At 30.9% G+C, this 21,364-nt stretch carries 18 protein-coding genes and 1 other RNA gene; 11 read left to right on the top strand and 8 right to left on the bottom strand.

Annotated features, from left to right (window positions below):
* The first annotated feature begins 191 nt into the window (after positions 1 to 191).
* From NH341_RS06185 to NH341_RS06155, 7 genes are read left to right on the top strand one after another with little or no spacing between them, the layout of a single operon-like run.
* Positions 192 to 1,673, top strand: coding sequence for a class I SAM-dependent DNA methyltransferase (locus tag NH341_RS06185; protein WP_253056027.1), 1,482 nt, complete (start codon positions 192 to 194; stop codon positions 1,671 to 1,673).
* Complete coding sequence (locus tag NH341_RS06180) at positions 1,674 to 3,470, top strand: DUF262 domain-containing protein (RefSeq protein WP_253056025.1); 1,797 nt, start codon at positions 1,674 to 1,676, stop codon at positions 3,468 to 3,470.
* A 2-nt stretch (positions 3,471 to 3,472) separates the two neighbouring features.
* Complete coding sequence (locus tag NH341_RS06175; protein ID WP_253056023.1) at positions 3,473 to 4,933, top strand: class I SAM-dependent DNA methyltransferase; 1,461 nt, start codon at positions 3,473 to 3,475, stop codon at positions 4,931 to 4,933.
* Positions 4,934 to 6,136 (top strand): restriction endonuclease subunit S, encoded by a 1,203-nt coding sequence (locus tag NH341_RS06170; protein ID WP_253056021.1) that lies wholly within the window; start codon positions 4,934 to 4,936, stop codon positions 6,134 to 6,136.
* Between the two features lie 3 nt (positions 6,137 to 6,139).
* Complete coding sequence (locus NH341_RS06165; RefSeq protein ID WP_253056019.1) at positions 6,140 to 7,906, top strand: AAA family ATPase; 1,767 nt, start codon at positions 6,140 to 6,142, stop codon at positions 7,904 to 7,906.
* Complete coding sequence (locus tag NH341_RS06160) at positions 7,903 to 8,853, top strand: hypothetical protein (RefSeq protein WP_253056017.1); 951 nt, start codon at positions 7,903 to 7,905, stop codon at positions 8,851 to 8,853. Before NH341_RS06165 ends, NH341_RS06160 begins: the two co-directional genes overlap by 4 nt.
* Positions 8,854 to 8,855: 2 nt before the next feature.
* Positions 8,856 to 11,822, top strand: a complete 2,967-nt coding sequence (locus tag NH341_RS06155) for a type I restriction endonuclease subunit R (protein WP_253056015.1) — start codon at positions 8,856 to 8,858, stop codon at positions 11,820 to 11,822.
* Positions 11,823 to 11,916: 94 nt separating this feature from the next.
* On the opposite strand, the gene ssrA is transcribed toward NH341_RS06155, so the two are convergent.
* Positions 11,917 to 12,312, bottom strand: a transfer-messenger RNA (tmRNA) gene (ssrA, locus tag NH341_RS06150).
* Between the two features lie 230 nt (positions 12,313 to 12,542).
* Between ssrA and NH341_RS06145 the strand changes: the two genes are divergently transcribed.
* On the top strand, positions 12,543 to 13,751 hold the full coding sequence (locus tag NH341_RS06145; protein WP_253056013.1) for an NAD(P)-dependent oxidoreductase: 1,209 nt from the start codon (positions 12,543 to 12,545) through the stop codon (positions 13,749 to 13,751).
* 39 nt (positions 13,752 to 13,790) lie between these two features.
* Complete coding sequence (locus NH341_RS06140; RefSeq protein ID WP_047789880.1) at positions 13,791 to 14,006, top strand: DUF3820 family protein; 216 nt, start codon at positions 13,791 to 13,793, stop codon at positions 14,004 to 14,006.
* Here NH341_RS06140 and NH341_RS06135 read toward each other — a convergent pair.
* Genes NH341_RS06135 through NH341_RS06120 form a run of 4 tightly spaced genes read right to left on the bottom strand, consistent with a single transcriptional unit; the run spans position 13,986 to position 16,807 of the window.
* Complete coding sequence (locus tag NH341_RS06135; protein WP_253056011.1) at positions 13,986 to 14,366, bottom strand: DUF2809 domain-containing protein; 381 nt, start codon at positions 14,364 to 14,366, stop codon at positions 13,986 to 13,988. The two genes, NH341_RS06140 and NH341_RS06135, sit on opposite strands and share 21 nt — an antisense overlap.
* A 59-nt stretch (positions 14,367 to 14,425) precedes the next feature.
* Positions 14,426 to 15,811: a cell envelope integrity protein CreD gene (creD, locus tag NH341_RS06130; RefSeq protein WP_253056009.1), complete on the bottom strand. Its 1,386-nt coding sequence runs from the start codon at positions 15,809 to 15,811 to the stop codon at positions 14,426 to 14,428.
* Between the two features lie 58 nt (positions 15,812 to 15,869).
* Positions 15,870 to 16,166 carry a transcriptional regulator gene (locus tag NH341_RS06125; RefSeq protein ID WP_047789877.1) on the bottom strand — a complete coding sequence of 99 codons (297 nt, stop codon included), beginning with the start codon at positions 16,164 to 16,166 and terminating at the stop codon, positions 15,870 to 15,872.
* Between the two features lie 32 nt (positions 16,167 to 16,198).
* Complete coding sequence (locus NH341_RS06120) at positions 16,199 to 16,807, bottom strand: hypothetical protein (RefSeq protein ID WP_047789876.1); 609 nt, start codon at positions 16,805 to 16,807, stop codon at positions 16,199 to 16,201.
* A gap of 78 nt (positions 16,808 to 16,885) precedes the next feature.
* On the opposite strand from NH341_RS06120, the gene NH341_RS06115 reads away from it, so the two are divergent.
* Positions 16,886 to 17,257 carry a DUF1801 domain-containing protein gene (locus NH341_RS06115; protein ID WP_159613114.1) on the top strand — a complete coding sequence of 124 codons (372 nt, stop codon included), beginning with the start codon at positions 16,886 to 16,888 and terminating at the stop codon, positions 17,255 to 17,257.
* A 94-nt stretch (positions 17,258 to 17,351) separates the two neighbouring features.
* Here the strand turns inward: NH341_RS06115 and NH341_RS06110 are convergent, their stop codons facing one another.
* The 3 genes from NH341_RS06110 to kdsA all read right to left on the bottom strand — a co-directional run bounded on the left by NH341_RS06110 (position 17,352) and on the right by kdsA (position 20,147).
* On the bottom strand, positions 17,352 to 18,248 hold the full coding sequence (locus NH341_RS06110; protein ID WP_073181474.1) for a hypothetical protein: 897 nt from the start codon (positions 18,246 to 18,248) through the stop codon (positions 17,352 to 17,354).
* A 90-nt stretch (positions 18,249 to 18,338) separates the two neighbouring features.
* Positions 18,339 to 19,289 carry a transglutaminase domain-containing protein gene (locus NH341_RS06105; protein WP_253056007.1) on the bottom strand — a complete coding sequence of 317 codons (951 nt, stop codon included), beginning with the start codon at positions 19,287 to 19,289 and terminating at the stop codon, positions 18,339 to 18,341.
* 39 nt (positions 19,290 to 19,328) lie between these two features.
* On the bottom strand, positions 19,329 to 20,147 hold the full coding sequence (kdsA, locus tag NH341_RS06100) for a 3-deoxy-8-phosphooctulonate synthase (RefSeq protein WP_159613108.1): 819 nt from the start codon (positions 20,145 to 20,147) through the stop codon (positions 19,329 to 19,331).
* Positions 20,148 to 20,214: 67 nt separating this feature from the next.
* Between kdsA and NH341_RS06095 the strand changes: the two genes are divergently transcribed.
* Positions 20,215 to 21,213, top strand: coding sequence for a M28 family peptidase (locus NH341_RS06095; protein WP_047789871.1), 999 nt, complete (start codon positions 20,215 to 20,217; stop codon positions 21,211 to 21,213).
* Positions 21,214 to 21,364: the final 151 nt, after the last annotated feature.

Below are 21,364 nucleotides of genomic sequence, written 5' to 3'. Positions count from 1 at the left end.
TATCTTATTGCGCATTTTGCATTTTCTTTTGAAAAAACGCAAAAAAGTTATGAACAAGGGAATGTGCTTAATTTTATTAATTGTAAGTTGATACCAAAAATATTTTCATTTAAAATATAGTCAACCATAATTATTTCTCCCTTGCTTTTATTATTTTAGAACTTTAAAAAATCGCTAATTAAACTTTTATAATGTCTTCAACAAAAATTACGTTATCACAACTTGAACAATACTTATCAAAGGCTGCATGGATATTAAAAGGTCCTGTGGATGCCTCAGATTATAAAGTTTATATTTTCCCACTGTTGTTTTTTAAAAGATTGTCAGATGTATATGATGAAGAATATCAATTAGCTTTAGAAGAATCTGATGGAGATATTGAGTACGCTTCCTTACCTGAGTTTCATAGATTCGAAATTCCAGATGGTTGTCATTGGAAAAATGTAAGAGAAACTACTACTAATATAGGATTAGCTATTGAAAAAGCTCTTCGTGGAATTGAGCAGGCTAATCAGGAGTCTTTATTTGGAATTTTTGGTGATGCACAATGGAGTAACAAAAATAAACTTTCTGATAGGCTGTTAATCGATTTAATAGAACATTTTTCACAATACACTTTATCAAACTCAGCAGTAGATCCAGATATTTTGGGTAACGCATATGAATATTTGATAAAGCACTTCGCTGATCTCACAAACAAAAAAGCAGGAGAATTTTACACACCACGTTCTGTGGTACATTTGTTAGGTTTAATTCTAGATCCTCATGAAGGAGAAACTATATATGACCCTGCTTGTGGTACTGGAGGTATGTTATTAGAATGTGTAGACCACTTAAAGGATAATAATGAAGATTACAGAACACTTAAATTATTTGGTCAAGAAAAGAACTTAACCTCAAGCTCTATTGCTAGAATGAATATGTTTCTTCATGGTATTGAAGATTTTCAAATAGCTCGAGGAGATACCCTTAGAGATCCAGCCTTTTTTGTTGCAGATGGTCTTAAAACTTTTGATTGTGTTATTGCTAATCCACCTTTTTCTTTGAAACAATGGGGAGCAGAAAACTGGGTAAATGATCCTTATGGACGAAATATTGCTGGTGTACCACCTAAAGGAAATGGTGATATGGCTTGGGTACAACATATGATTAAATCAATGAATAGTACTGGGCGAATGACCGTGGTTTTACCACATGGTGCTTTATTTAGAAAAGGAGCTGAAGGAAAAATTCGAAAAGCATTATTAGAACAAGATTTACTCGAAGCTGTTATAGGTTTAGGTCCTAATATTTTCTACGGGACACAATTAGCAGCTTGTGTAATGGTGTTTAAACAAAATAAAGAAACTACAAAAAAAGATAAGATTTTATTTATAGACGCTTCAGATCAAATTCGAGTGGGTAGAGCTCAGAATTTCCTTGAACCTGAACATGTAACTCAAATTTTTGATTGGTACACTGCTTATCAAAATGTTGAGAATTATGTAAAAGTGGCTTCTATAAATGATTTAAGAGAAAATGATTTTAACTTGAACATACCTCTTTATGTAGAAAAAATAATTGAAGATAATCTCCCAAGTGTTGAAGAAGCACTTGATGATTTGAAAGATGCATGGAAAGCTAGTCAAGAAGCAGAGGAGAAGTTTAAAAAAATATTGAAAGAGTTTATATAAATGGCCTACGAAAAACCAATTACTATAAAGGAAGCTATAATAGCTATACAAGAACAAGATTATGTGTTACCCTCAATACAAAGAGAATTTGTTTGGGGAACTTATCAAATAGAAATACTGTTCGACTCAATTATGAGGGATTATCCAATAAGTACTTTTTTGTTTTGGAAAGTGAAGTCTGAGGATATTGATAAATTTAAATTTTATAGATTCTTAAAAGATTATCATGAAAGAGACCGAAAGCATAATGAACCAGCTGAATTAAGTACATCAAAAGATAGAATAGCTATTTTAGATGGACAACAAAGGCTAACGTCATTATATATTGGTTTAAAAGGAAGTGATTCTAGAAAATTACCTAAGTATAAATGGGAAAGTGATCATGCTTTTCCAACAAAAAAGTTATACTTAAATTTATTCTCGAAACTAGTTGATTCAGATAAGGAATATGATTTTAGGTTTTTAACAAAAGAGGAAGCCAAAGTAAATTCTGAAAATACATTTTGGTATCAAGTAGGAGATATTATAAAGTATTCTGATGTTTCTGATGCTAACGAAGAAGTTATGGATTCTATTGATGATTTTATTGAGGATAATGAATTAACTTTAAGTAAAGAAGCAAAAAAGTTTGCTCGGCGTACTATCAATAAGCTATATAACGTGTTTTGTCATGATGGTAATATTAATTTCTTTTTAGAAAAAAGTGAAGAATTAGACAAAGTCCTTCAAATTTTTATAAGAATTAATAGTGGCGGAACCAAATTAAGTTATTCAGATTTACTTTTGTCTATAGCTACTGCACAATGGAAAGAAAAAGATGCTAGAGAGATAATTCACTCTTTTGTAGATAAAATTAATAGTATAGGTACAGGTTTCAATTTCAATAAAGATTTAGTTTTAAAATCATCATTAGTATTGTCCAATATTAAAGATATTCGATTTCATGTAGATAATTTTACTTCAGAGAATATGAGTAAAATTGAAAAAGAATGGGATGAGATTGCTAATGCAATTTCTGCAGCTATTAAACTAATTGCCCACTTTGGTTTTAATTCAAAATCTTTAACTGCTAATAATGCAATAATTCCTATAGCCTATTTTATTAAAACAAGAGGTATAACAGATGACGTTTTATTACATCATTCAAGTCAGGAAAACAATAGAAAACTTATTAAAGAATGGTTGATTAGAGCTTTACTGAAAAAAGTTTTTGGTGGTACACCTGATAGTTTATATCCAGTTTATAGGAATATTATAAATCAAAATGAAGGTAATTTTCCCTTAGAAGCCTTAATTGATAGGTATAAAGGTTCTAATAAATCATTAGAGTTCCATGAAGAGCATATAGATCACTTATTAACTACAAATTACGGTAGCGCATTTGCATTTATGGTTTTAAGTTTATTATATCCATTAAAAGGAAATTATGAATTCCATCAAGATCATATACATCCTAAAACTTTTTTTACAAATAAGAAATTAGAAAAAGCTGGAATTGAAACTCAAGAAGAAAGAGATGAGTTTTTATCAAGATTTAATTCATTACCTAATTTACAGTTAATAGAAGCGACAGAAAATAAACAGAAAAGTGCTAAAAAATTAAATGACTGGTTAACTGAAGCTTACCCAAGTGAAGCTGAACAGAACGCATTTAAACATTTACACTTTTTTCCAACTAATGAAGGTATTGAGTTTTCAAACTTTGTTTCGTTTTACGAAGAGAGAAAAGAATTACTTAAGAAAAAACTAATAAGTATTCTAAATATAAAAATTACAGAAGATATCTTACCAGAATAATTATGACCCAACAAGAACTAGAAAAATACCTTTGGGGCGCAGCAACCTCGTTACGAGGTACTATAGATGCTGGTGACTATAAACAATACATATTTCCGTTATTGTTTTACAAGCGTATTTGTGATGTGTACGATGAAGAGTTTGAAAAAGCCTTACAAGAAAGCGATGGCGATTTAGAATATGCAGCATTTGACGAACACCATCATTTTATAGTTCCCAAAACAGCACATTGGAAAACCGTACGTGAAACCACTGTAAATGTTGGTGTAGCCATACAAAATGCCATGCGCGAAATAGAAAAAGCCAATCCAGAAACTTTATATGGAATTTTTGGAGATGCTTCATGGACTAACAAAAACAGGTTAAGTGACGAAACCTTAACCAATCTGATAGAACATTTCTCGCAACACAAACTTAATTTACAAAATGTACCAGATGATCAATTAGGGAACGCTTATGAATATCTAATTAAAGAATTTGCTGATGATTCTGGCCATACCGCAGCCGAATTTTATACCAACCGTACTGTAGTTAAATTAATGACTATGATTATGGATCCACAACCAGGAGAATCTGTATACGATCCTACCTGTGGCTCTGGTGGTTTGCTATTAAACTGCGCCTTGCATTTACGCGATGAAGGCAAGGAATACCGTACCTTAAAATTATACGGGCAAGAAATAAACCTTATTACCAGTGCCATAGCTCGTATGAATATGTTTATGCATGGTATAGAAGAGTTTAGCATTGTACGTGGTGATACGCTGGCTCGACCAGCCTTTTTACATAACGATGAATTAAAAACCTTCAATGTTATTTTGGCCAACCCACCATACAGTATAAAAGCTTGGGACCGCAAGAGCTTTGAAAAGGATCCGTACGGACGGAACCTTTGGGGAACACCACCACAAGGTTGTGCCGATTATGCCTTCCAACAACATATACAGAAAAGTTTAGATGCTAAAAATGGACGTTCCATTTCTTTATGGCCACACGGAATTCTATTTCGTGAAAGTGAAGCTGAAATGCGTAGAAAAATGATAGAAGAAGACCTGGTTGAATGCGTAATTGGCTTAGGACCTAATTTGTTTTATAACTCACCAATGGAGGCGTGTTTATTAATAACCAAAACTAATAAGTCTAAAGATAAAAAAGGGAAGGTTTTAATTATAAATGCCCTAAAAGAAGTAAAACAAGAAAAGAATATTGCTTTCTTAGAAGACAAACACATCAACAAGATTTATAAAACGTATCATAATTATAAAGATATTGAAAACTTCTCAAAAGTAGTTTCGAATAAAGAAATTTTAGAAAACAAAGGAAGTTTAAACATTGCTCAATATTTAAGTAATGTTGATACTAGTGAACCTTATTTATCTTTAGAAAATGCATTAAAAAATTGGGAAGAACAATCTGAAAATTTGAAAGCTAGTATGAATAATTTATTTAAAGTTTTGAATTAAATGGAGGTGACAATACAGAATATAAATTTAAATAATTTAGATAAATCCAGTTGGGAGCTTTTTAAGTTTGAAGAGATTGCTCAAAAAATATCAAAAACAGTAAAACCAGAAAATGCTGAAGTTGAAATTTATGTAGGTTTAGAACATTTAGATGCTAACGACATTCATATTCGTAGAAAAGGTGTACCGTCGGATGTTAAAGGAGGTAAACTACGTTGTTACCCTGGTGACGTTATTTTTGGAAAACGACGCGCTTATCAACGTAAAGCAGCTATAGTAGATTTTCATGGTATTTGTTCTGCACATGCATTTGTTTTTAGGGCAAACCCAGAGCTTATAGACCCAAAATTATTTCCTTTCTTTTTGCATTCTGACCAATTTATGCATCGTATGGTAGATATATCTGTTGGTGGATTATCACCAACCATAAATTGGGGAGATTTGAAACATCAAGAATTCCTCCTACCACCTAAAGATCAACAAGCCCAACTTGCTGAATTACTTTGGGCTATGGATGAGGTTGTGGAGAAAGGGTTTGAAAATAAAAATAAGTATGAAACATTCTATAAGCGATACTTGTTTGATTCTGTTTCAGGTAAATTATCCAATAAATTTCACACTTGGCAAGAGCATCTTTTTGGAGATTTGGGAGAATCGTTTAGTGGCTTAAATGGCAAGACAAAAAAGGATTTTGGAAAAGGTAGTCCTTTTGTTAACTATATGAATGTTTTCTCAAATTCAAAAATAGATCCATCTAAAGTAGACTATGTGAAAATAAATGATGGAGAGAAACAAAATGAATTAAAATATGGAGATATATTAATTACTGGATCATCTGAAACACCACAAGAATTAGGAATGTCATCTATCGTTTTAGATGATTTACAAGGCTATTATCTAAACTCTTTTTGTTTTGGATTTAGGCTTAATGATTTTAAAACTTTACTTCCAGAATACGCAAGGTTTTTGATGAGAGGAGAAGAGGTACGAAAGTTTATGTTTAAAAGAGCTCAAGGTTCTACAAGGTTTAATTTATCAAAAACTACTGTTAAGAAAAAAATGAAAATTATATTACCTAAAATAGATGAGCAAAAACAGATTGCAGATAAACTAGAAATTATGGAGGATAATATTTCGTCTTTCGAATCCAAAATCACCAGCTCCAAAGCTTTACAAAAGAGTTTAATTAATCAGGTGTTTTAGGGTATGATAGATCTATTAAAAGTTCATGAATCAATTTACTTGTTTCTAAAAAGAAAAAGAGAAGATAATCCGAAATTATATTACTCATTTAGAAAGAGCAATCATGGAGGAAAACTAGAAGATGGTTATTGGTTTTACGGTAATGATGATTACTTAGCTATTTCTTTCTGGTCTGGAATGGATTGGAAAAACAGAACTCCTAATATAGTTTTTATGATCAATAAAATAGGGGACTGTTTTTTAGAAATCAATTTATCAGATTCTACAAGAAAAATGGAATTTGTTGAAAATAATATTTTACCAGAGATTCAAAATATTGAAGAAAAAGGAAGAAGATATTGTAAATTTTATTCAAACGGAGAAACTAATGCTATTGAATCGATTTTAGATAGTTTTTTGAGTGGAGATAAATTAATTATCGATAAAATTATTAATAAAAACAAAGAATTTATCGATAAACAAATGGAAGAGGACATTATAAATTTTATTTCACCAAAAGAGTTTTCTAAAAGAAAGAAAAATGTTGATAAATACCGTGATAATAAACTAAAAATAGAGAGTGGAGAAAAGCATTCCTCATATGAAATAAGACCAACAAAAATTAAATCTCTCTTTGTAAAAAAATATGGCTTCATTAATGAATTCAAATTAGAGATTGATGATTTTAAAAATCAATGGATATTTATCACAGGTAAGAATGGATCTGGTAAAACGAATTTATTACGTGCAATAGCCGCATTTTTGGGGCAAAAACATCTGTCAAAAAATGATCTAAGAGAGAGTTCTATTGAAAGTTTTCAAATTAATGCAGAATTATGGTATAAAAATAAAATAGAAAAGGTTAGTCGAAACGGAAATAATAAAATTAGTGTCAAGCCTATTACTCAAGGATTAGCAATGTATGGTCCTTACCGATTGGAGCAAACCTCTACTATGGTAAAGGATGATACATTTAGAAAAGCTTTAAGTAAGACTGGTACATTTAAATCTTTATTTGAAGACAGTTCCAAACTATTAAGTTTAGATAAACAACTAGAGTTTTGGAAGTTAGATTCAAAAAGGAGTTATAACATTAATGAAAATAGAATAAAACAGATTTTGTCTCTTTTGCCTAAAATTATACCTGATTTACGTCAAGTTGAATATTTTAGAAAAGGGAAAAATAAATTTGAATTTAAATACCTATTACAAACCCAAGGTTCTGATGAACTTATGCCCTTAAAATGGAATGAACTTTCTTCTGGAAATAAAAGTATTTTAAATTTAGTTTCAGATATTATAATAAGGCTATTCTATCAACAGCCAAAAGTGACAGACCCTTCTGAATTGAGAGGTATTGTTTTAATTGATGAAATAGATTTACATCTTCACCCTAAAGCGCAAAGAGATTTAGTAGTTATACTTTCTGAAACATTTCCATTAATTCAATTTATAGTTAGTACTCATAGTCCAATACCATTATTAGGCGCTCCAAAAAACTCTGCCATTTATGTCGTCAAGAGAAATTGGGTAAAAGGAGTTTTTACAGAGCGATTAGATGATAAAGTAATGTTCGATCGAATTCTTCCTAATACAATTTTAAATTCTCCAATATTTGGTATGGATGATTTAGTTCCTTTCTCTAAGGAGGATGAAGTAGATATAATACTTGATGATAAATACTCTGATGCAATCCTTTATAATAAACTAGAGAAAGATGTGGAATCTTATCTTACAAATGAGAATATTAAAGATTTAATAGAGATTTTTAAAAATCATGATGAGAAATGAGAAACATAGTAAGAAATTATAATGATAAACCTCGAGTTTTAACTTTATCAAGTACTTTAAGTGAGTGGAATAATGTTGCATTAAGAACCCAAAGTAATATTAAAAGAGCTTTATACAGTGATCCGTATTATGATATTAATGGTAACACAGCTTCAAGAGTAATTGATCATCTTAATAAATGGTATTTATATAAATGTGCATACTGTGAAAGGGTTTATAAGTTAGATGTAGAACATTATCGGCCAAAAGGAGAAGTGAGGGATTTGAATAATAAATTAGTAAATATTACTAACTCAAAAGGTACAATAATTCCTCATCCAGGTTATTACTGGTTATGCTACGAATGGAGTAATCTATTGCCAGCTTGTATATCTTGCAATCGTGATGGAGGAAAAGTATCTAAATTTCCAACAATTCATTCCTATGTCAAAACCCCACCTCTAAATAGTAATTATTTAGATATACCCAGATGTTTAATTAGTGATAATGGTTTAACAATTGAACAGCCATTTTTACTCAACCCTGAACTCGATGTAATAGATGATGTATTTGAATTTGAAGTTGATAGTGAAAAAAAAGGAATATCAATGAAGGGTAAAGATCAATTAGGAAGAGGTCAAGCAACGATTGATATTTGCCAGATGAACAGACCTGAAATTCGCGTAGATAGATTGAGAAGTGTAGTTTATCCCATCAGAAAAGTACTTTTAGCATTATTAAAACAGCTATCAACGGGTAATAAGGATATTCAACAAATAAAAAATGAAGTTAATAGTTTAATACAAAAGCTTTATGACGATGCAAATGACCCAGAGCTTGATTTTACATATTTACGAAGCTATATTATCCACAATAGTAAAAATTTTGATGATATAGTAATTCCTTTTATGCCGATAAGAATAAAAGAAGTACTAATAACTGCTTTTCAGAACTATAAACCAATTTAGTTATGACTTTCAACGAACTAAACAGTGTAGAAAGCTACATCATTAAACAATTAACAGGAACTAACTTAAATACAGGTGCTGCATATGAAGAAGATATTTCATACGGTGCACAATGGAAATATATTGCTATTAAAGATTTAAAACGCTCTGTTAATGAAGTGTTAATAGAAGATGAAATAAAAAAGGCTCTGATAAAATTAAATCCTGAAATACAAGCTAACAATAATTTAGCAGATGAAGTGATTTATAAATTAAGAACCATTTTAATATCAGTACATCAGGTAGGTTTAGTTCGAGCAAATGAAGAGTTTTTTAAATGGATGCAAGGCGACAAAACAATGCCTTTTGGTGAAAACAATCGACATATACCAATTCGCTTAATTGATTTTGATACAATTACAAATAACAGTTATATAGCAACTACTCAATACCGTGTTCATCATAGAGAAACTAAAATACCAGATGTAGTATTATTTATAAACGGTTTGCCTGTAGTGGTTGGAGAAGCTAAAACACCTATTAGACCTTCAATAAGTTGGTTAGATGGTGCTCATGAAATACATGATGTTTATGAAAATGCTATACCACAGTTATTTGTGCCAAATATTCTTTCTTTTGCTACGGAAGGAAAAGAATTGTATTACGGAGCTGTTCGATGTCCTTTAGAATTTTGGGCACCATGGAGATTAGAAAATGATAAAGATAATATTGCTAAACATATCGGTCTATCTGAGATAGGAAAAGAATTATCTGATTTAGTAAATCCAGCTCGCCTATTAGATATAATGCGAAATTTTTCTTTGTTTTCAACAGATAATAAAAAAAGAAGGATTAAAATAATTCCCAGATTCCAACAATATGAAGGTGCCAACAAAATAGTAGAACGTGTAAAAGAAGGTCGTATAAAAAAAGGATTAATATGGCACTTTCAAGGGTCAGGTAAATCTTTCTTAATGGTATTCGCTGCGCAAAAATTGCGAAGAGAACCAGTACTTAAAAGTCCTACGGTTATAGTATTGGTAGACCGTACCGATTTAGATACACAAATCAATGGAATATTTGATGCTGCTGATGTAGCCAATGTTGTGAGTACAGACAGTATTAATGAATTACAAGGTTTATTAGAAAAAGATACTCGAAAAATTATTATTTCGATGATTTTTAAGTTTCGAGATGCACCGATTAACATGAATACCCGTGATAACATTATTGTTTTGGTAGATGAAGCACATAGAACGCAGGAAGGGGATTTAGGAAGAACTATGCGAGCTGCATTACCAAACGCATATTTGTTCGGGTTAACAGGTACTCCTGTAAACAAAGCGGATAAAAACACATTTTGGGCATTTGGTTCTGAAGAAGACAGTGGCGGATATATGTCTCGTTATACATTTCATGATTCTATACGTGATAATGCTACATTGCCATTACATTTCGAACCACGCTTAGTTGATGTACATGTAGATAAAGAAACAATTGATCAAGCTATGGCAGATTTTAAAGAAAGTACAGCTTTATCTGATGAAGACGCCGATGCATTAAATCAAAAGTCGGCTAAAATGGCTGCATTTTTAAAATCTCCAGAACGAGTATCCAAAATAGTAGAAGATATAGCTAAGCATTTCAAAGAAAAAGTTGAACCTCATGGTTTCAAAGCTATGATAGTAACTCCAGATCGTTACGCTTGTGTCCAATATAAAGAAGAATTGGATAAATATTTTCAAGAAGAATCAAGTGTTGTAGTGATGTCTACTTCTGCAAATGATGACTTTGAATTCAAACAAAAATGGGGAATAGATAAAAGTCAACAAGAGAAAATTGTTGAAAATTTTAGCAATCCTAACTCAGATATAAAATTTATCATTGTCACAGCTAAACTATTAACTGGTTTTGATGCACCTGTTTTACAAACTATGTATTTGGATAAATCACTTAAAGATCATACTTTGTTACAAGCTATTTGTAGAACAAACAGATTATATCCTGGTAAAAAATTTGGTCGCATTGTAGATTATTTTGGTGTTTTTGATGATGCTGCAAAAGCATTACAATTTGATGAGGAGTCTGTAAAAAAAGTAATTACTAATCTTTCTGAATTAAAAGATAAGTTTCCAAAAGCAATGAAAAGTACATTAAGTCACTTTAAAGATGTTGATAGAAGTTTGGAAGGTTTTGAAGGACTGGAAGCTGCGCAAAACGCAATAAAAACAGATGATGCAAAAGATGCTTTTGCAAAAGATTATAAATACCTTTCAAAATTATGGGAATCATTGTCACCTGATCGGATATTAGATGCATATTACGCAGATTACAAATGGCTTTCACAAGTTTTCGAATCTGTAAGACCTGCATCAGATAATATAGGTAAGTTATTATGGTTCTCTTTAGGTGCGCAAACAACTAAATTAATTCATGAAAACGTTCATGTAGGAGAAGTACATCAATTAGAAGAATTTGTATTAGATGCAGATACTATTGAAGACATTTTTAATAATCCAGATCCAAAAAATGCAAAACAGTTAGAGAAAATTTTAGTTAAGCGTTTTAAAAAACATGGTTTAAACCCAAAGTTTAAAAAATTAAGTGAACGATTAGAAGCTTTAAGAGACAAAGCGGAAAGAGGGTTAATTACATCCATAGAGTTTATAAAAGAACTTTGTAAAATAGCAAAAGAAACTGTAAAGGCCGAAAAAGAAATAGAAGAGCTGGTTAAAGAAAAATCTCCAAAAGCAGCTTTAACAGACTTATTCTTAGAAATGAAAACTGATTCGACTCCTGCAGTAGTAGAGCGTATTGTAAATGATATTGATGCTATTGTACGGGTAGTTAGTTTTCCTGGTTGGCAAACTACTAGTTCAGGAGAAAGAGAAGTTCAAAAATCTTTAAGAAAATCACTTTTAAAATATAAGCTACATAAAGATCAAGTTTTATTTGATAGAGCTTATGCTTATATAAAAGAATATTATTAGGGTAAAACTTGTAGAGTTACTACTGTTTTAATTGACATCTAAATTGACACCCAAAAACAACAAACCCTGTAAACATAATGCTTACAGGGTTTATTTGTGGAGACGCCGAGAATCGAACTCGGGTCCAAACAAGTAGCTCAAAGGCTTTCTACATACTTAGTTTTTGCTTAATTTTCGATTAAGACCTGACCAAAAACCGTCCAATCTTAACTTATCTTCTTTAGTTTCGAAAACCTATCGAAGCCCTAAGTTTTCTATGTTTACTTTTACGATGCCCAAAAGTGAAACGCCGTAAACCAAGGCTTTTCGTGGACATTTAGCTTGCGCACCTTGTGCGCCGAGGCTCTATCTTACTATTAATTCAGATTAAGCAGCTAAAGCGTAGTTATCTTCGCCGTTTAAATGTTTGAAATAAGTTTAACGAGTTGTCATTTCACTCCTCGGTATGCTTACATTTTTACTAATCTTGCTGTCAAAACCAGTCGTCCCCAATATGTCAAAGATGCTATATGTACCCGTGCAAAAAATATACCAGATAATCTTTTTGATTCTATGCAATTTCGTTTAACAGCAATATAAAACAATACTGTTGAAACAAGAGGATGCAAATATAAAAAAATACTACTTGTACAATCATTTTAAAACAAGTATTTTCGCTGCAATTGTTATAAACTATAACATTATATGTAAAATTGTTTAATTTTAATACAAAGGTCAATTATGAAATTCGGAATTATTAAAGAACGTAAAAATCCACCAGATAGAAGAGTTGTGTTTTCTCCAGAAAAATTGCAAGAGTTTAAAGAACAGTTTCCTCAAGCAGAAATAGTCGTGGAAAGTTCTGATATCCGAGTTTTTTCTGATGAGGCTTACACAAAAGCAGGTTTTGAAGTAACCAATGATGTTTCTGATTGTGATGTGTTATTAGGAGTAAAAGAAGTTCCTGTAGACAATTTAATTCCAAATAAAAAATATTTTTTCTTTAGTCATACGATTAAAAAGCAACCATATAATCGTAAGTTGTTAAAAGCAATGCTTGATAGAAATATAGAAATGTTTGATCATGAAACCATTATTGAAGAAAATGGAGCTCGTTTAATTGGTTTTGGTCGTTATGCAGGTTTGGTAGGTGCTTATAATGGTTTTAGAGCCTTAGGCATACGTGAAGGATTGTTCAAATTACCCAAAGTAGAAACGTTACCAGATTTAGATGCTGTAAAAGTTGAATTAGATAAAATAACTTTACCAAACATCAAAATTTTACTAACAGGAACAGGAAAAGTAGCTAAAGGAGCACAAGAAATTTTAGATCATTTGCAAATTAAGCAAGTAAGCGATGCTTTATATTTAACAAGTGAGTTTACTGAACCAGTATATTGTATAGCCGATGTTATGGAGTATGCCAAACGAAAAGATGGTAAAGTAGGAGATAAGTTTGAGTTTTATAAAGATCCAACAGGGTACGAAAGTAATTTTATGGCGTATGCGAAACAAACTGATTTCTTTATAGCAGGGCATTTTTATGGAGACGGAGCTCCGTATTTATTTACACGTGAAGATGTAAAACATCCTGAGTTTAGAATAAAGTATGTAGCAGATATTTCATGTGATATTGATGGACCAGTAGCAACAACACTTCGTGCGTCAACAATTGCAGACCCTATTTACGGTTACAACCCAGAAACAGAATCAGAAATTGACTTTAAAGACGAAAAAGCCATTACAGTAATGGCGGTTGATAATTTACCTTGTGAGTTACCAAAAGATGCAAGTGAAGGTTTTGGAGAAATGTTTTTGGAGCATGTAATTCCAGCATTTTATAATGATGATAAAGACGGAATTTTAGCTCGATCAAAAATGACAACAAATACTGGTAAATTAACCAAACGTTATGCATATTTGCAGGATTACGTAGACGGAAAAGAATAACACTTAATAAATCCCGCTTCAGCTGGATTTTTATTTAATATGATACCAGACAAACAGTTCTTAATTGATACAGCAAACATGAGAATGCCTTTTGGTAAATACAAAGGAACGTATTTAATTGACATTCCTGAGTATTATATTGTTTGGTATAAGAATAAAGGATTTCCACAAGGGAAACTAGGCACAATGTTAGAGCTAGTTTACGAATTGAAGTTAAACGGACTAGAAGATATTTTACGAAAGATTAGAAGATAATTTGCGAGTTAAAAATTTTTCTAAAAGTAAAACAGTGACAATTCCTAAGGTATAAGCTACTAAATCACCAATACTAAAAGTAGCACCTAATACGATTACTGCCAATCGGTTATTTTCTAAACCGAGAAATTCTAGAAGAGGAGTTAACTGTAAAAATTCTACTAAATAAGCAAAAATAAGTACTGAAACTCCAGTGTTTTTATCAGAGAAGTTAAAGAAAGCTTTCACCAAATAAAAAAGTAAGATAACGACTAAAAAGTCACCAAAAGTATGTCTTATAAATCCTGAAGTTTGAGCTATTATAATTTCTAACAAAAGAAGAAATATAAAGGCAAGGAAGTATTTTATATTGAATTTCATAATCATATATTAAGCAAACTATTACATAATATAATAGTTTGCTTATTTATTGTTGTTAATTAACCGTTTTGCCAATCTATTTTTCTTGAAGCATACATCACTGAAGCAAGAATTATAAACAATCCTACACTACCTACCAAAAGAGCATAATTTTCTAGTTGAATAATTACAAAAATAAAGGCATATAATGTGGTAAGAGAAGCTCCAACAAATAAAGGAAATTTATTACTTTTTAAAATGGATTTAGAATACAAAGAAATTAGCAATACAACAGCTATCGAAGCTATTAAATAAGCTTTTAAAAAGCTACTGTGTTCAGAAATAGAAATAAGTAACGTATAAAACATGGTTAAGGCAACACCAATCATTAAATATTGAAAGGGATGAATGGATATTTTACTCATTGTTTGAATTAGAAAGAAAATTAAGAATGTAAGCCCAATAACCATAAAGCCATATTTAGCAGATCGTTCACTTTTTTGGTATTCATCTACAGGAATCATGAAGTTTACACCAAAAGCATATTCTTTTAAGTTAGGAATTCCAGTAAAAGATTGCTGAGAAAAAGGTCTGTTAATATCTAATATTTTCCATCTGGCATCAAAACCATTATCAGAGATTTTGTCGGAGTTAAAAGGAAGGTATTCTCCAATAAAATTAGCGGTTTTCCAGTCAGAATTTATATGAACAGTTGTTTCTTTTCCGATAGGAATAAAACGAATTTGTTTGCTACCATTGATGCTTAGTGATAGATTAAAGTTCGTGTCTGATTTTTTAGGAAGGTCTTCTTCATTTAAAAATTTACTTTCTAATTTATGAAGGTTTAAATAGTTGTAGTAGGCTTTTTCATTACTAGCATCATCTTCATATTTAGAAGTAAAAGCGTAGTTGTTTTTATTCAGTTTTATTTCAACTAAATTGTTTACTCCCTTTAAATTAGAAGTTTTAATAATTAAGCGAGCTTTGTTCCAAAGTATGTCTTTTTCATTAATATCTTTTTCACTAAAATCAGGTGTTGTAAAACTGCCATCAATATCTATTTTACTATTATATACTGCTGTTTTATAAATACCACGCTTTTTCTCTTCAGGGTTTATAGAAGATTTCACATTTAGTTTCTTCGGAAAAAAGTAGGCATACTTGATTTTTTCTTCAATCTCGGTTTGAGTTTCTTTTGTTTTTTGGTTTCTAACAAATTTCTCTTTATAAGTTTTGTACGGAACTTTTAAAATAGGACCATATAGCAAGACCTCTTTACCCCATTTTTGATTGATTTCTTGTACAACTTCTTGCTGTCGATTCATTCGCTCAACAATTAAACTTTTAATAAAAGATAAAGGAATTAAAAGAATGAGAATTAAAAATCCAATCATTAGCATCCTAGCTGTAATTGATGTTTTTACCCACTTTCCGAATCTTCCGTTTTGTTTGTTTGATATTTCCATAGTTTGTTTTTTTAAAAGAACTTTGAATTTCAAAGTTTAATGATAAAAAAATTAGTTTTTATTTATTTTTAATTAGTTTTTCTAAAGCGTCAATATGTTTTTTAAATTCTTGCTTACCAAGCTCTGTAGCATAGTATCTTGTATTGGGTTTTCTACCAATAAATTGTTTTTCTATCCTAATAAATTCAACTTTTTCTAAGGCTTTGGTATGGCTTGCCAAATTACCATCTGTAGCACCTAATAATTCTTTTAATGTAGTAAATTCAGCATATTCATTAACCATAAGAACAGACATAATTCCGAGTCTGATTCTATGATCAAAAGCTTTATTTATATTTAGAATAATGTTTTTCAAAAAAGATAAATTTTAAAGTACGAAAATAGTGCTTATTTTCTATCGTGTTTAAAATACATGACAGTACCATAAACAATATGCATAACTCCAAACCCTAGAACCCAAAACCAAAAACCATAACCGGGAAGCATAGCAGCAATAAGTCCTAAAACAACTTCAGTATACCCTAAATACTTAATATCACCTACAGTATATTTTGAAGCATTAATCAATGCTAAGCCATAAAAAAGTAACATCAAAGCCCCAGTTTGTCCATATTTCTGATGTCCTAAAATAATAATGATATAGATAGCTCCAGAAACCAGAGGAATAAGGAAATTCAATAATAACCTTCTTGTGGTAGCATCCCAAATTCTTTCACCGTTTTTTTTAGCTTTTCTCGTAGTTAAAAAAATGGCGGTAGTAATGCTCAAAAAGCCAACTAACAATAAATCAAGGATGACCATTTGGAAAGTTTTTCCATCTAGTATCAAATAACCACTAGAATTAATATTGACTAACCAATAGGCATAAGCTGCACCGATTAGAGCATAAATTCCTGCTAAAATACCAGACAAGCCGCTTAATGATATAAATCTTGATGATTTATTCATTAAGTTTTTAATTTCTGATATGTCTTTTAAATAATCTTCTGAACTCATTTTTAAAGAACTTTGAAAAACAAAGTAAACTTAATTTTATGAAACATACAAATAAAAATTTGATGTATTTTTGAAAGAATGAAACCAGCCGAAGAATACATACTTAAACAGCCAGAACCATTCAAGTCTATTTTACTGCATTTACAAGTACTGATAGAAGGGAATTTTCAAAATTTAGAATTAAAATACAAATGGAAAATTCCAGTATATTATGTTAATGGTAAGCAATTATGTTATATAAATGCATCCCATAAAAAAGGATTTGTTGACGTTGGATTTTGGGCAAAAGGTATTTTACAGGACTTTGATACTTTTTTAGTTTCAGAAGGAAGAGCAGTTGTAAAATCACTTCGTTATTCATCAATAGAAGAAATTAATGAAGAAATACTACTACAAGTTATAGGAGAAGTAGCAAAACACAATCATAAAGGTTTTTGGAGGAAAGATTAACTAATTGAATTTATAACGTCACTAATCTTGTTAAAGAATATCTATAAAAAAGAGCTTTTTTTAAAAGCTCTTTTTTTTATCTAATTGTGTTTGATTATAGGACATTATACGTTAGGCTTACAGAGTAAGTAGAAGATTCACCAATATTTCTACCATCTATTACTTTACCGTAACCAGCTCCAATTCCTAGTTTAGGAAGAATATTTTTATAAACAGTTATACCCACACTCTTATAATCTACATCAGTTTCAGGGAAATTACCTTTAAATGAAGGGCTTCCGATATCTACTCCTTCTTCTGAGTTATAATAATCTGCCCAAGCTTCTACATAAATAAAGCTACTAGCATAACCAATTTTACCAGTAGTGGTAAAGGCATTAGGAACACCAAAGTCACCACCAGGAGTTAAATTATTATCAGCATTTCCTCTTAAGTTGTAACCTGCAAAAATGGTAGAGAAAAAGCCAACGTTTGTGTTTAAGTGTAAACCAGCTTTTAAATCAAATCCGAAGCCTCCGTTACCAATAGATAATATTCCGTTTGGCTCATACCCTGTAGGAATAACGGTAGTAATACCTGTTATAATATTTAAATCTCCACTTTTAAACTGAAACTTATGCGCATTAAACTTTAAAGCTATTGAAATGTCTTGAACTTCAGAGATAGAGGTTAACCCGTTTACAGGGTCTGGTTGATTACTAGTATTTGTAGCATCAATAAAAGGAATGCTTACAATAGCTGAAAGTCGATCAGTGATACCATATTTTGCATAAAGAGAATAAATATTCTGATTAATCTTTTCATGAACAGGAGTAGCGTTTTGTTTAGTTTTACCTAGATAAAATTTTTCATATTCGCTTTTGGTAAAAGAAGTAGTAATAGATAAACTATTTTTCTTTGGAGTAAAGCCATCATATAGACCTTGACCGTAAGAGGTTATTGAAATTCCCAATAAAATAGAAAAGAATAGGAGGGTGTAAAATTTTTTCATGTAATGTTAATTTGTTTTCACCCTTTGTCGATTTTCTTTTAAATCATTACAGAGAAATTTACTTTAATAAATCAAAAGAAGAAAATATTGTTATTCAATTAAAAATTCAAGCATAACCTCTTTATCTATAATTAAAAATAACTGTTTGCTATTGTCAAGTGGAGTTGTTGTAACTGTAGTAATATTATTTTTAGTAGATATTTTATCTGGTTTTACAGCATATCTATATCCACTATAGCCTAAGAATATTGATTGATTAGGGTGTATGTTTTTAATTTTTAGTTCAATAGTAGCTTTTTTATCTAATATCCCTTTTAAAGGTGAAATTAGCTCTAGGTCAGATTGTAAAAAAGAAGCATCGTAAATAGGCTGATTGTAAAAGTCTTTTTTCCCCATTCTACCAACTCTTAACTGCCAAAGTGTTTTTTCTGGAAAATGTGTTTTAAAGTATTTTTCTTTAGGAATGTTATAGTAGTAAGCATTAAATAAAGGTTGCCATCTATTATTATTTACAACTCCAGCTGCCCAGGTGGCATCAATATAAATCCACTTTCCATTCAATTTAACAGCGTTCCAAGCATGATTGGAATTGATTTTAGGATTAGCTATATCATTTGATGAATTTCTGATGTACCCTTTTATAACTTCGTTTTCAATTTGAAGTATAGTACATATTTTAGCAAAAGTTTGTGCATAGCCTTCACAAACTGCTTTACGAGTTAATAGAGTTTGGTTAACAATATCGTCTTTTATAGCCTGTAGCTTTGCTAATTTCTCTTGCTCATTCCTATATCTAAAAGAAATTCGTTTGTTTTTAGGACGATAGTATGCATCTAAATCATACTGTATGTTATGGGCAAGCCAATAAAACGCAGCCTGTACTTGTTGTTCTTCAGTTTTAAAATCGCTTGCTATCTGTTGAGCTAGACGTTCTACTTTACTAAATTTAGAATACCCATTTACTTTCTCTTCAATTAAAGAAAAGTCTTGTGCACTTAAGATGGTAGTAGCTAGAAAGAATAAAAAAAGAAGTTGTTTCATATATGAATTAAAAACAATTGTATGAAACAAAAACTGTGCCTATAAATTATTAATAGTTTTTCTAATGCTAACCAAGTTGGTTAACAAACTTTCTAAATAATCAAGGTGTAACATGTTAGCTCCATCACTTTTTGCATTTGCAGGATCAAAATGTGTTTCTATAAATAAACCATCTACATTATTTACTACACCAGCACGAGCAATGGTTTCAATCATATCAGGACGCCCACCAGTAACACCAGTAGATTGGTTAGGTTGTTGCAAGGAGTGGGTAACATCTAACACAGTAGGAGCGTATTGACGCATCGTAGGAATTCCGCGGAAATCAACAATCATATCTTGGTACCCAAACATCGTACCTCTATCAGTTATCCACGCTTTTTTATTTCCTGCATCATGAACTTTTTTTACAGCATGTTGCATAGCTTCAGGACTCATAAATTGTCCTTTTTTCAAATTCACAACTTTACCAGTTTTAGCAGCAGCAACTACTAAATCGGTTTGACGAACTAAGAAAGCAGGAATTTGTAATACATCTACATATTGAGCAGCTTTTTCAGCATCAGAAACTTCATGAATGTCGGTTACGGTAGGAACATTAAAAGTTTCAGAAACTTTACGTAAAATTTTTAATGCTTTTTCATCACCAATTCCTGTAAAACTATCTATTCTACTACGATTCGCTTTTTTAAAACTTCCTTTAAATACATAAGGAATTTCTAATTTATCAGTAATGGTAATTGCCTTTTCAGCAATACGCATTGCCATATCTTCTCCTTCGATGGCACAAGGACCAGCAAGTAAAAAAAAGTTGTTTGAATCAGTATGTTTTATGTTTGGAATATCAGTTAAAGCCATCCTTAAAAATTTTCAACAAAATTAAGAAATTAAATTGGCTATATTTAGGCTTTTAAATAAATAAAGAATGAAAAAAGTTTTATATCCATTAGCACTTGTAAGTGTATCAATTTTACTGTCGTGTAAGCAAACTAAAAATACTAGTAGCGAGGTTGCTATGAATACTGTTGAGGTAACTCAGAAAAAAGAAAATAAAGAAGAGTTAATTGATTCTGTTTTAGTAAGAAAACACTTATATACACTTGCTTCAGATGAAATGGAAGGTAGAAAACCAGGTACTGAGGGAATGGAAAAAGCAACTCAGTATATAGAAAATGAATACAAAAGAATTGGTTTAAAAACTTTTGATACATTAACTACGTATCGCCAAAATTTTGAGTATAAAGGAATCAAGATGAGTAATATTATAGGCTTGTTAGAAGGGAAGTCTAAAAAAGATGAGTTTGTTATTGTATCTGCACATCACGATCATTTAGGGGTAAAGAAAGACGGGGAAGGAGATCGAATTTTTAATGGTGCGAATGATGATGCTTCTGGTGTTACTGGTGTATTATCATTGGCTGAATATTATGCTAAAAAAGGAAACAATGAGCGTAGTATTTTGTTTGTATGTTTTACTGCTGAAGAAATGGGGTTGGTAGGCTCTGAGTATTTTGGAAAAGGAATTGATGCGAATAAGTTTGTAGCGGGAATTAATTTAGAGTTAATAGGGAAACAACCTAAAACAGGACCAAAAACAGCATGGTTAACTGGTTTTGATAAATCAGATTTTGGTAAAATAATTCAGAAGAACTTGGAAGGGTCAGGATATAAGTTATTTCCAGATCCATACCCTAAATTTCAATTGTTCTTACGATCAGACAATGCTTCTCTAGCACGTTTAGGTGTACCATCTCATACATTTTCAACCACTCCGATTGATATCGATGCGGATTATCATAAAGTAACAGATGAAGCTGAAACGTTAAATATGACTGTATTAACAGAAACTGTTAAAGCAGTTGCTAGAGGAACTCAAAGTATTATTGAAGGAAAAGACACACCTACTAGAGTAAAGATGGAGTAAACATATTGAAAACTTAAAGTAAAGAAGGAGCCATGAGCTCCTTTTTTATTGGGATTAGATGTTGTGTTTTTAATAAAACGTTAATTATGTGTATGTTAAATTATTTAAAGTGTTAAAATTGTATTAAAATTTTACTATATTCGAAAAAATT

This window comes from Tenacibaculum sp. XPcli2-G (assembly GCF_024124505.1).
Taxonomy (GTDB): Bacteria; Bacteroidota; Bacteroidia; order Flavobacteriales; family Flavobacteriaceae; genus Polaribacter; species Polaribacter mesophilus.
The sequence above is the reverse complement of the archived record's forward strand: the minus strand, read 5'-3'. Positions and strand labels throughout refer to the sequence as shown.